Below are 11,345 nucleotides of genomic sequence, written 5' to 3'. Positions count from 1 at the left end.
AAAACCGCACCGCATCCCGCGAGTCATACCAGATTGGGTTGATGTGTGACGGCGCTGGCGCCGGAGCGCTGGGCGTCTGCGGTGTGGTTCGGCTCTCTGGGGACTGGAGGCTCACTCCCACCGCCGACCTTTCGGCCAGAGGCTCGCACTCCGGCGCGAACGCTTCAACCGCATTCGATACGAGGCCAGGGAAGGGCGGGGCGGCGTTGAGACGGATGCCGTTCGCGCTGACCGCCGCGCCCGCGCCGGTCAGCGGTCCGGCGAACGCATCCCGCGCCGCGCCGCGAGGCGCTCTTCTTCCTTGCGGTCCAGTTCCTTGTAGACCGCCTCGTGTTTGGCGGCTGCGGTTGCGTTGCCGGCGGCGGTGTACGCTTGCGAAAGTTGCAAGTGGCCCTGCCGGTGGTCCGGGTCCAACTCCAGCAACCGTTTCAGGACCGCGATCGCCTGCTCGGTGCGCTCCTGGCGCAGGTACAGCGCCGCGCGCTCCTGAAGCACGAGCGGCGAATCGCCGCCGAGCCGGGCGGCTTCGTCGAGGAACCGCTCCGCGGCCGGGAAATCGCCTCGCTCCACGGCGCAGGTCGCGAGCCCGATGAGCGGCTCCGGGGCGGCGGGGCGCTGGGCGCGGCACGCGAGCAGTTCGCGCTCGGCCGCGGCCATGTGCGCGTCCCCCAGCAGGCTGTTCGCGAGGTTGATCCGCGCCTCGTAACGCTCGTGGTCGTGGGCCAGCACCGCGCGGAAGTCTTCGGCCGCCGTGGCGTAGAACGCCTCGCGCATCCGGCAGGTGCCGCGCCGGAACCGCCACTCCGCGTGCCCCGGCTCGCGCGTCAGGAGCGCGGTGTACAGCGGCTCGGCCTCCCGCCAGCGCCCCTTCGCGGAGTACGCCCCGGCCACCGCCGCGAGCAACTCCGCATCGCCGGGGTTCTCGCGCACGACCTTCTGGAACAGCCCGTCCATTGTCGGCGGCCAGTCGCCCTGGGCGGCCTTGAGCAGCACCACGTCGCGCTGGGCCTCGGGCTGCGGCAGCCCCAACTGGATCGCGCGGAGCAGCGCGCCTTCGGCCTCGGCGAACCGCGCGAGCCGGCGCAGCGCGGCCGCCAGCCGCCGGTGCGCGGCGGGGTCGCTCGGGCGGTCGCGCGCCGCGGCGCGGGCGGCCGTTTCCTCGGCCGCGCGGTCGTCTACGGTCGGGTCCGGCGGTCCGGCCGCTTCGTCCGGCCGCTTCTGCCCGAGCCAGACCGTGGCCGCCCCGATGACGAACACGCCGAGCGTCGCGGCGAGCATCCACCGGTTCACGGAACCCCCTTGGGCTGTTGACCCGCACCGGTCGGAAGTCGGTTCGGGTCGAGCGCCCGGTACCGCGCCTCGTACCCCCGCGCCCGCTCGGGCTGCCCCAGCGCAGCCAGCAGCTTCGCGAGCCGGGCGAGCGTCTCGAGACGGTTCGGGTCGCCCTTTTCCGCGGCCTCCAGGTGGCCCAGCGCCTGCGGCAGGTCGCCGCGCTGCTCGAGAACCTGCGCCAGCCCGAGCAGCGTTTCCACGTGCCCGGGGCGGAGCTTCAGGATCGCCTGGTAGGCGCCCTCCGCGTCGGCCCACTGGCCGAGGTAGCTGCACGCCCGGCCGATCCCGAACAGCGCGAGCAGGTTCGCCGGCTCCGCGGCCCGGACCGCGCGGAACAGCTCCAGCGCGGGTGCGAACTCGCCGAGGTCGAGCAGGCACGAGCCGAGCGCCACCTGCGCGTCCCGGAAGTGGAACACCTCCGGACCCGCGGCCACCGCCGCTTCGAGGTCGGCGCGGGCGAGGTCGAGGCGCTTGGCCCGCGCGTGGGCGCTGCCGCGGATGAACCGCGCCTGCGGGTTCTGCGGCGCAAGGTCCAGGGCGCGGGTGGCCAGTTCGACGGCCCGCGCCGGCGCGCCGGTTTGAAGCTCCCCGCGGGCCGCGGCCAGCAGCACGTCGCCGTCGTCGGGGTGCGACCGCAGCAGCGCCTCGACCGCCGGCCGGTTGCGCGGGTAGTCGATCGAGGCGCGCGTCAGGGTGCGCTCGCGGTCGAGCTGCGGCGCGGGCCAGCCGAGCTGTTCCGCCTGTGCCAGGTGGGGGCCGACCTCCCCGGGCCGCTCTTCGAGCCGCGCCTGCTTGGCGGACAGGAAGAAGACCTCGGCGTTGTTCGGCTCCTCGCGCCGGAGCTGCTCTAGCGCGTGTGTCGCCGGGCGCGTGCCGATCGTCGCGCGCACCCCGGCGAGTGGGTCGGCCTGAGCGGACCGCGCCCACCACCCCAGCCCGATGGCGGCGGGCACGAGGAGCAGGCCGAGCGCCAGTCGCTTGCGGGTTCCGCTCATTTCTTGGCGGCCTCCTTGGGGTCCGGCACCCCTTCGGTGAGCACGTGCTCGCGGTTGCCGTCGAGCGGGCCGAACGTTTGCACCAGCCCGGACGGCCACCGCACTTCCACCTTGTCGGCTTGAGGCGCCGCGCCCAAGCCCACGAGCAGGCGCGGGTCGTGGGCCGCGAGGTAGCTCCCCCCGCCTTCTTTGTGGCGCACGAGCTTCCGGCCGCCGACGTGGACCGTCACCTTCGCGCCGACGGCGTCGCGGTTGCTCTTCGTGCCGCGCAGGTCCAGCCGCAGCCAGTTGTGCGGGGTGGCCGATTCGTTGTGCATCAGCACCGCCGGCCCGCCGCTGTCGCTCAGGCACAGGTCGGCGCGGCCGTCGTTGTCGTAGTCCGCCACCGCCAGCCCGCGGCCGACGTACCGCTTCTGGAACGCCGGCCCGGCCTGCTTGGTGAACTCGGTGAACCGGCCGCGGCCGTCGTTGAGGAACAGTTGCGGCGGCTGGCGGAACGTGTTCGCCGGGTCGCCGTCGGCGTCGATGTGGGCCATCACGTGGCCGTTGGCGATGACCAGATCGAGGCTGCCGTCGCGGTCCAGGTCCAGCGCGCAGGTGCCGAACCCGAGGCGGTGCCACGTCGCGGGACCGAGACCCGAGCCCGCCGTCACGTCGTGGAACAGGCACTTGCCGCGGTTGCGGAACAGGCTCTTCGATTCGCCCGCGAAGGTGGTGGAGAACAGGTCCGGTCGGCCGTCGCCGTGGAAGTCGCCCACCGCGACCCCCATGTACGCCTGCGGGTTGCCCATCCCGTTCACGATGCACCCGGCCGCCGGCCCCTTTTGCTCGAACTTCCCGCCGCCCAGGTTGCGGAACAGGAAGTTGGGGGCGCCGTCGTTGGCGACGAAGATGTCGACCAGCCCGTCGTCGTCGAGGTCGAGGGCCACCACCCCGAGCGCCTTCGCGTTGGGCTGATCGACGCCGGCGGCCGTGGTCACGTCGGCGAACGTGTTGCCGCCGAGGTTCCGGTACAGGACGCAGGTCGTGCCCGGGAACCGGTTGGGCGAGCAGGGCGCGCGGCGCCGCGCCGCGCCCGTAACGCAGTCGGGGTACTTGTCGAGGTCCACGCGCACGTAGCTGCACACGAACAGGTCGAGCAACCCGTCGCCGTCGTAGTCGAGGAACGCGGCGCTGGTGCTCCAGTTCGGGCGGTCCTTCCAGTCCGGGTGCGTGGCCATCCCGGCGGCGGCGGTGATGTCGCGGAACCGGCGGCCCCCGGCGCCGTCCGGTTCGTTGTGAAACAGGACGTTCGGCCGGCCGTAGTACGTGACGAACAGGTCCGGGAACCCGTCGTTGTCGATGTCACCAGCGGTCGCGCCCTGCCCGCACCCCACGGACCCGACGCCAGTGGCGGCGGTCACGTCTTGGAACTTGCCGCCGCCCAGGTTGCGGTAGAGCTTGCACCCCGGCGTGCCGGCGGGCACGCCTCCCGTTACCGGGGCGCCCTGAACGAGAAACAGGTCGAGGAGCCCGTCCCGGTCGTAGTCGATCCACGCGGCCCCGGCGCCGGTGGAGTCCATCAGGTACTCCATCTCGGTGCGGCCGTCGATGTGCTTGAACTCGATACCGGCGCTCGCGGTCGCGTCAACGAAGGCGAGCCGAACCCCCGCAGGGAGCGACGGTTCCGGCTCGGCCGTGACGGCCGGGTTGGTACCGGGCGCCGTCCCGTCGTCGGGCGTGGGAGTGGGTTGCGGCACGCGCGGGGAGAGCGCGAACCACGCCGCACCCCCGGCAGCGAGCAGGAAAAGAGCAATCAGGCCGTACCGCATGGGAGAGGTCTCGTATCGGCGCGTCGTTTCCTGACGGAACCGGACCGGAGCCCGGCGGCCCCGCGCCGATCATCGGCGCGGGGCGGTGCGGGTCGCGCAGTTGTTGCTACCAAGCCCGGACGTTTTGCGTTACGGATTCAGCGCGTCTGACGAACGGGAGGGGCCAGCGCCGGCTGCGGCTCGGCGATCCCCTCGATCAGTTTGTAGCTTCGGTCGGCGGCGAGCTGGCCGAACCGTTGCACCGTCCCGGCACCGTTGGGCCAGCGCACGCTGACCTCTTCGACCTTGTCCGCCGTCCCGAGCCCGACCAGCACCCGCCGGTCGGGTGCGGAGTAGTAGCTCCCGCCGCCGTTCAGGTAGCGCACGAGCGTTCGTCCGCCGGCCCGAACCGTAACCACCGCCCCGACGGCGTCCCGGTTGCTCCCGGCCGGGTTCCGGTGCCGCGAGCCTTCCAGTTCCAACCGGATCCAGTGGTGCGGCGAGTCACCGGCGTTCCGCAGCAGCGCCGGTACGTCCCCGACGTGCGTCACGGCGAGGTCGATCCGCCCGTCGTTGTCGTAGTCGCCCATCGCCACCCCGCGCCCGACCCGCGGCGTCCCAAAGTACGGGCCGGACGACCGCGACACCTCACGGAACGTGCCTTTGCCGTTGCCCTGGAACGCCTGTGCGAGCTGCGGGTACTCTTGCGGGTGCCCGTCCTCTCGCGGCAGCAGCTCGGCGGCGTTGCGGCGGGTGTGACCGTTCGCAACGAAGAGGTCGAGCGTTCCGTCGTTGTCGGGGTCGAACAGGGCGGTGCCCCAGCCCACCTTCTGCCAGCTCGCGGCGAACATGCCCGCGCTCGGGCTAACGTCCGTGAACAGTCCCTTCCCGAGATTCCGGAACAGCACGGTGCCTTCCTGAATGTACGTCGTGATGAACAGGTCGGGTCGGCCGCCGCCGGTCAGGTCGCCGGCCTCGATGCCCATGCTGCCCATCGTCCGGCCGCGGTGGGTCGCTCCGGTGCCGCTCCGGAGCCCGACGGACTCGAACTTCCCGCCACCCAGGTTCCGGAAGTGGTGGTTCAGCACCTCGTCGTTGCCGACAAAGATGTCGGGCTTACCGTCGTCGTTGAGGTCCAGAATGACGACCCCCAGCGCCTTGCCGTCGGCGTCGAGCCCGGCGGCTTCGGAAACGTCGGTGAACGTGCCGTTGCCGTTGTTGCGGAACAGGAAGCTGCGGGTCCCGGCGAAGTGCTGCGGCCCGCACGCGCTCCGGACCGGGCCGTTCGGCCCCGGCTCCTGGCATGGCGGGTAGTTCTTCAGATCGAGGGCGAGGTAGCGGCACACGAACAGGTCGAGGTGCCCGGTGCCGTGAACGTCGCCGAACGCGCAGCTCGTACACCACCCGTTCAGCGCGATCCCGGCGTCCCGTGTCACGTCGCGGAACCGCCGCCCGCCGCGGCCGTCGGCTTCGTTGTGGTACAGCCTGCCGCCGTCGAAGTGGGTGACGAACAGGTCCGGGAACCCGTCGTTGTCGTAGTCGCCGGCCGTGACCCCCTGACCGTAACCGGGCGTCACAATGCCGGCCGCCGCCGTCACGTCCACGAACGTGCCGTCGCCGGCGTTCCGGTACAGCCGGCTGGTGGGTTCTGAAGCCGCCCGCTGCGGGTCCGGCGGGAACTCGCCGCTCTGCACCAGGAAGAGGTCGATGAGCCCGTCGCGGTCGTAGTCGAGCCACGCCGCGCCGCCGCCCATGACCTCGGGGAGGTACTGCATGGGCGTGGCGCCGTCGCGGTGCCGGAAGGTGATCCCGCTCGCACCGATTACGTCCGTAAAACGGAACGGCCCGGGCGCTTCGGGCGCCGGCGCGTTCGGTTCGCTGGTCGAGGGTTGTTCGGCAGTGCCTTCGGAACGCGGCCCCCGCACCCACCAGGCGGCCGTCGCGGCGGCGACGGCACCCAGTGCGACGAGCGCCCAGATCGCGCGCGCACCCATCACGGTTCCTCCGCGGCCGGCGCCCGGGTCAGCGCACCTTGCCGTCGGAGGACACCGAGGCCCGCAGCTTCAGGTCCAGGGTGTGGCTGCCGGCCGGGATGTCGTGTTCCTGGTTGTTGCCTTCGGACTTGTCGGTCGGGGCGTCGGCGGTCGGGCCGCCCTTGGCCTTCTTGGCCTCCGCGATGGCCGCGTCCATCGTTTCGGGCGCCGGGCCGCTGACCGCCGTCGAGACCACCACCACCTTGTTCTTGCCGACCGCCACGTTTTTCGCCGTGTAGCGCCCGCCCACGACCTCGGCCCCGACGGGGGCGCTCTTGCCGTCGGTCGGGTTGAAGGTCACGTACCCCTTTTCGAGCGGCTTTCCGTTGAAGGAGACCTCACCTGTCACGGTGCTCCCGCCGCCGCCGCAGCCCAGAATTGCGAAGCATGTGAGCGTAAGTGCGGAGAAGATTTTGAAACGCGTCATTGCACTTCCGGAGAGAGAAAGGTACGATGCCGATTGCCATCATACCAAATTCATGGTATGCGGAAGCGGAAATTGTTGGTTCCGTCACCCGTGGCGGAACCAGCAATGGGCTGAACGGAGAAATTCGACAACTCAATGCTCCGTTGGCTCCCGTTCGTTCTCCTTTTTCTCCCAGGTAGGACGGTGTCATGTCTCTCAGGGCGATTGTGCGAACGCCGTGGGGCCGCAGAGGCTTCACGCTGATCGAACTGCTGGTGGTGATCGCGATCATCGCGATCCTGATCGGGCTGCTGCTCCCCGCCGTCCAGAAGGTGCGCGAGGCGGCGGCACGCATGAAGTGTCAGAACAACCTCAAGCAACTGGCGCTGGCGTGCCACAACTACCACGACCAGAACGGCAAACTGCCGCCGGGCCGGAAGGTGGACGTCTACAACGCGTTCACGTGGTCCTTGTACACCCTGCCGTTCATCGAGCAGACGGCCAAGCACGCCGGCTTCGCGCCGGCGCTCGGCGACACCGGCTCGGTTCACCAGCAGAGCATCGCGGCCGGCACCGCGGCCGTCACCCAGGTCTCGCTCGAGGCCGCGGTGTCGAGCTGGCTGTGCCCCAGCGACAGCTACACGCCCGTCGGCGAGGCCGGCGGCGGTTGGGCCCGGGCGCGCGGCAACTACGCCGCGTGCGTCGGGGCCGGCAGCATCTACGGCACCCAACTGAACAGCGCGACCCCGTTCGGCCCGGGCTACTTCGCCGTCAACGCCGGCCAGCGCGCGAACGACTTCCGGCAGACGATCCAGGGCGCCAGCGACGGGTCGAGCAACACCCTGTTCCTGAGCGAGCGGATCTCGACCACGGTCACCGGGTGGGGCGGGAACCCCGGGGACATCACCCTCGGCAACATGGGCGCCGGGCTGTTCAGCACCCTGAACCAGCCGAACACCACCGTCGCGGACCTGCTCCGCGGGAACGGCGACGGGGACTCGCAGGTGTGCCCGCAGTCCCGCGGCGACACGGCGTACAAGCCGCCGTGCGCGTGGTCCGGCTCGACGCAGACGAACTCGTACGCCTCCGCGTTCAGCAAACACACGGGCGGGGTGAACGTCGCCCTCGGTGACGGGTCGGTGCGGTTCGTCTCGAACAGCGTGGACATCACGACGTGGCGCGGGCTGGGCACCGCCTCGAACGGCGAAGTGCTCGGCAACTACTGACGCACGCAACGATCAGTCGCGAGGGGACGGGGCCACCCGTCCCCTCGTCGCATTTCCTCTCACGTCGCGGACTGGCCGCAACTTTCCGGCGCAGCCCGGTCAGTCTTTCAGCTCGATCACAACTCCGTCGTTTGTGCCCTGCTTCAGGGTGATCCGCACACCGCTCGAGTTCGGCTGTTGGAACTTCGGGGGCAGGTTGAACTTGGCCGCCGGTGGCTGTTTCGTTCCGGGCGGGAGTTGCCCGGGGACCGGCGGTTGGAGGAACACCTTGTACTCGGTCGCGTCCAGCGGGCCTTCGATCTTGAACGCGCCCGCCTCGGTCAGGATCGCCTGCCCCCCGGACCCGCTGTCCGAGATCAGGTTGATCGATCCGACCGTTTGCGGCTTCCCGTTGTAGCTCACCGTCCCGCTCACGGAGGCGGTCGGCTTCTGATCCGAACACCCGGCGACGAGGCACAGCGCGACGAGCGCCGCGCCGCTGAACCCGCGGGCCGGAAATCCTGTTGTCATGGGGTCGGGCACCTCGGCTGGTGGGGTAGGGGCGGCGGGCGGGCGAACCTGCCCGCCGCCACGGGGTCAGTTGAACGAGACCACGAGGCCGTCGTTGCGGGCGCACAGCCGTTGGAACGTGGTGAAGTCGATGCTCTCGTTCACGAAGCGGACCGAGCCGTCGGCGACGAGCACGTTGATGCCGCCGCTGTGGAACGAGTTCAGGATCGTGTTGCCGCCGTAACTGAACCCTGCCCCGCTCCCGCACGTTTTGGAGTTGATCGCGTAGGCGTTGGCGGTCAGCCCCATGCCCCAGAGGTCCCCGCACCCCCCGGTGCCGCACGTGCTGACCCCGCGGGCGGACGTGTTCGTACACCCGCCCCACGTGCTGAAGTAGCCGTTGCGGGCGTCGCCGCTGGCGTAACTACAGTTCTGGACCTTGCCGGACTGCTCGGCGACGAAGATCGTGTTCGAGAGGCCGTCGGTCACGCCGCTGACGGTCACCTGCTCGTTCCACAACAGCATCCCGTTGTTGGTCCACCAACCGCCGTAGTTCGACGCGGAGTACGCGGAGCCCCCGGACGGGTCCGGGTAGGCGCCCATGACGCCCTGATACGCCGGCACCTGGTGGTTCTGCTGCGTCCACCACGTGACCCACGCCTGCGGCTGCGTTTCGGGCAGCGCGCTGGACGGGCACTTCCAGGGTTTGAGCACGGCGTTGTTGAGCACCGTCAGCGGGGTGGGGCTGGAGTACACGCGCTTCTTGAGCCGGCCGTTGATCGTTTCGCTCGGCAGCGCGTTGTACAGGTTGTCGAGCTCCAGGTACGGGAAGATCTCCACGCGCCAGTTGCCGTGCTCGATCCCGTACCCTTCTTGCCCCACCGGGTACTTCTGGTACGCCCCTTCAAAGTTGTGGAGCGCGAGTCCGATCTGTTTGAGGTTGTTGCTGCACTGCATCCGGGCGGCGGCCTCGCGCACCTTCTGGACGGCGGGGAGCAGCAGCCCGATCAGGATCGCGATGATCGCGATCACTACCAGCAGTTCGATCAGCGTGAACGCGCGGGCGACGGTGCGTCGCCGGGGGGTACGGGATGAGCGCATAGCGGGTCCTGAAGCGGAGCGGGGGGTGAGTTTGTCGGGCGGGGAGAATGGAGAAGGTGGCCGGCCGGAGATGGAGAGCGGAGGTTCGGAGAAAGTACCGGAGCACCCGGGGGAAGTGCAACAGAATTCCTGGCGCACTTGAGAACCGGAGAGCCGCGGCTCAGGATTGAAACGCGAAGGCGGCGCGGGCGAGACCCGGTTTCCCGGTCCCGGCACGAACCGCGAACTCGGCCGCCCCGAGTTGGCTCGCAAGGACCCGGGACGCTACACTGAACCCGTTCCGGCGCGCCGCCCCCCGCTCGCGGCGCGCCGCAGGCCCGACCCCCTCAGACCTCTGCCCGCCCGGAGCCCCCGGTGACCAAACCCGATCCCGCGCCACGCCCGCCCGCCGCACCCGCCGACCTGGAGATCAAGGACGCACAGCTCATCTTCCCGGCGGTCTGGGCCGACCTGTTAGAGAAACACGGCGCGGACGTTCAGTTCCCGAGCGAGTTCATCTGGCTGGGCGGCGCGCCCGGGGCCGGGAAGGGCACCAACACCCCGTTCATCGCCCGCGCCCGCGACATCACCGCGCCCCCGGTGGTCATCAGCGCGCTGCTCACCACCCCGCAGGCGGTGGCGATCAAGAACGCGGGCCAACTGGTCGGCGACCGCGAGGTGGTCGCGCTGCTCCTCGAGGAGCTGCTCCACCCGCAGTACCGCGACGGGGTGATCGTGGACGGGTTCCCGCGCACCAAGGTGCAGGTGGAGTGCCTGAAGCTGTTCTACCACGCGCTGCTCGCCCGCGGCGGCCCGCCGCCGATGTTCCGTATCGCCCTGCTGTTCGTCACCGAGGACGTGAGCGTCGAGCGGCAACTGAAGCGCGGCCGCGAGGTGCTGGAGCACAACCGGCAGGTGCGCGCGTCCGGCGCGGGTGAGCAACTGGAGGAGCGCGTCACCGACCTGGACCCGGGGCTGTGCCGCAAGCGGTACCAGGGCTTCAAGGACACCACCTTCGACGCGCTCCAGTCGCTGCGCCAGATCTTCCACTTCCACTTCATCGAGGCCGACGGCGACCTCGTTGAGGTGCAGCGGAACATCGTCCGCGAGTTCGCGTACCAGAGCTCGCTGGAGCTGAGCCCCGAGGTGTTCCGGAGCATCCAGCACTTGCCGCTGGCCACGGAGCTGGCCCGGCACGCGCGGCAGGAGCTGGTGCGGCGGCTGGAGCAGTACGCGCGCGAGAGCCCCGACGTGTTCCGCCGGGTGATCGGCTGGATCGAGGCGAAGGTGCTCCCGATCGTTCACGCCCATGCTATGTCCGGGCACGCCCAGATCAACAGCGAGGAGGCGCTGCTCGACGACCCGACTGCCCTTCGGATGATGATCGACGTGCTCTCCGAGCGCGGGTTCCACGTGACCGTCGATCTGCACCGGGTAGACGTGCCCGAGCGGGTGGACCCGCAAACGTGGGCGATCGTCTGCCAGACGAAGAAGGTGTTCCGGATCGAGATCCGGTACCCGCCGTCGGACATCCGCCGCGGGCACTGATGCGCCTCCCCGGGCCGTCCGATCGGCGGTCACCGCCGGGGCGCCGGGCGCCGCCGGAAGCGGGGAACGCGATCGCAAAACGTTGGGGACCGGCGCCGTGCCCGAGGCGGGCGCCGCGTCCGGAGCTGGGAGGGGCACACGGCCGCCTGTCACCCGAGTTCTGCTCACCTCACCCGGTCGATCCACATCACAGGTGCCCTGGCCTTCGCCCGCGCCCGGAACACACCGCCGAACGTCGGGGATCGCGGTGCGGGACGCGAATTCGGTGCGTCGCGTTTGCGGCGCGCGACCGCCGAACAGTGCCCCCGCCAGTCGTGCCCATTTCGCGGAGAACTTCGGGCGTCAAGACCTGCTTCTGAAAGGGAGGCCAATACACTTTTCCACTCGCAACAAACTCGCACCGCAGCCGACGTTCGGCCGCACTGCGAGCACATCAAGAGGTCGGG

Annotated in this window: 9 protein-coding genes; 2 read left to right on the top strand and 7 right to left on the bottom strand. The window is 70.3% G+C overall.

What is annotated here, in order from left to right; all coding sequences use genetic code 11:
- Nucleotides 1–249: 249 nt before the first annotated feature.
- The 5 genes from R5W23_RS15700 to R5W23_RS15680 form a co-directional block, all read right to left on the bottom strand.
- Nucleotides 250–1,290, bottom strand: coding sequence for a tetratricopeptide repeat protein (locus R5W23_RS15700; protein ID WP_320687098.1), 1,041 nt, complete (start codon nt 1,288–1,290; stop codon nt 250–252).
- Complete coding sequence (locus R5W23_RS15695) at nt 1,287–2,327, bottom strand: tetratricopeptide repeat protein (protein ID WP_320687097.1); 1,041 nt, start codon at nt 2,325–2,327, stop codon at nt 1,287–1,289. Before R5W23_RS15695 ends, R5W23_RS15700 begins: the two co-directional genes overlap by 4 nt.
- Nucleotides 2,324–4,138, bottom strand: a complete 1,815-nt coding sequence (locus R5W23_RS15690; protein WP_320687096.1) for a CRTAC1 family protein — start codon at nt 4,136–4,138, stop codon at nt 2,324–2,326. The genes R5W23_RS15695 and R5W23_RS15690 overlap by 4 nt, the downstream gene beginning before the upstream one ends.
- A 137-nt stretch (nt 4,139–4,275) precedes the next feature.
- Complete coding sequence (locus R5W23_RS15685) at nt 4,276–6,111, bottom strand: CRTAC1 family protein (RefSeq protein ID WP_320687095.1); 1,836 nt, start codon at nt 6,109–6,111, stop codon at nt 4,276–4,278.
- Between the two features lie 28 nt (nt 6,112–6,139).
- Nucleotides 6,140–6,577, bottom strand: coding sequence for a hypothetical protein (locus tag R5W23_RS15680; RefSeq protein ID WP_320687094.1), 438 nt, complete (start codon nt 6,575–6,577; stop codon nt 6,140–6,142).
- Between the two features lie 188 nt (nt 6,578–6,765).
- On the opposite strand from R5W23_RS15680, the gene R5W23_RS15675 reads away from it, so the two are divergent.
- Nucleotides 6,766–7,782, top strand: coding sequence for a DUF1559 domain-containing protein (locus R5W23_RS15675; protein WP_320687093.1), 1,017 nt, complete (start codon nt 6,766–6,768; stop codon nt 7,780–7,782).
- Nucleotides 7,783–7,881: 99 nt separating this feature from the next.
- Here the strand turns inward: R5W23_RS15675 and R5W23_RS15670 are convergent, their stop codons facing one another.
- Together R5W23_RS15670 and R5W23_RS15665 are read right to left on the bottom strand one after the other, a co-directional pair.
- The gene (locus R5W23_RS15670) at nt 7,882–8,292 is read right to left on the bottom strand and encodes a hypothetical protein (RefSeq protein ID WP_320687092.1); all 411 of its coding nucleotides are present in this window, start codon (nt 8,290–8,292) and stop codon (nt 7,882–7,884) included.
- 66 nt (nt 8,293–8,358) lie between these two features.
- A complete protein-coding gene (locus tag R5W23_RS15665; RefSeq protein WP_320687091.1) occupies nt 8,359–9,372 on the bottom strand; it encodes a DUF1559 domain-containing protein in 1,014 nt (337 codons plus the stop codon).
- 354 nt (nt 9,373–9,726) lie between these two features.
- Between R5W23_RS15665 and R5W23_RS15660 the strand changes: the two genes are divergently transcribed.
- On the top strand, nt 9,727–10,899 hold the full coding sequence (locus R5W23_RS15660) for a nucleoside monophosphate kinase (protein ID WP_320687090.1): 1,173 nt from the start codon (nt 9,727–9,729) through the stop codon (nt 10,897–10,899).
- Nucleotides 10,900–11,345: the final 446 nt, after the last annotated feature.

This window comes from Gemmata algarum, from assembly GCF_034097035.1.
GTDB classification, from domain to species: domain Bacteria; phylum Planctomycetota; class Planctomycetia; order Gemmatales; family Gemmataceae; genus Gemmata; species Gemmata algarum.
Note: the sequence above shows the minus strand (reverse complement) of the source record. Positions and strands in the feature narration are given on the sequence as shown.

Coding starts and splice junctions, on each gene's coding strand:
- R5W23_RS15665 (WP_320687091.1), bottom strand. CDS start 9,372: ATGCGCTCATCCCGTACCCCCCGGCGACGCACCGTCGCCCGCGCGTTC.
- R5W23_RS15670 (WP_320687092.1), bottom strand. CDS start 8,292: ATGACAACAGGATTTCCGGCCCGCGGGTTCAGCGGCGCGGCGCTCGTC.
- R5W23_RS15690 (WP_320687096.1), bottom strand. CDS start 4,138: ATGCGGTACGGCCTGATTGCTCTTTTCCTGCTCGCTGCCGGGGGTGCG.
- R5W23_RS15680 (WP_320687094.1), bottom strand. CDS start 6,577: ATGACGCGTTTCAAAATCTTCTCCGCACTTACGCTCACATGCTTCGCA.
- R5W23_RS15675 (WP_320687093.1), top strand. CDS start 6,766: ATGTCTCTCAGGGCGATTGTGCGAACGCCGTGGGGCCGCAGAGGCTTC.
- R5W23_RS15685 (WP_320687095.1), bottom strand. CDS start 6,111: ATGGGTGCGCGCGCGATCTGGGCGCTCGTCGCACTGGGTGCCGTCGCC.
- R5W23_RS15695 (WP_320687097.1), bottom strand. CDS start 2,327: ATGAGCGGAACCCGCAAGCGACTGGCGCTCGGCCTGCTCCTCGTGCCC.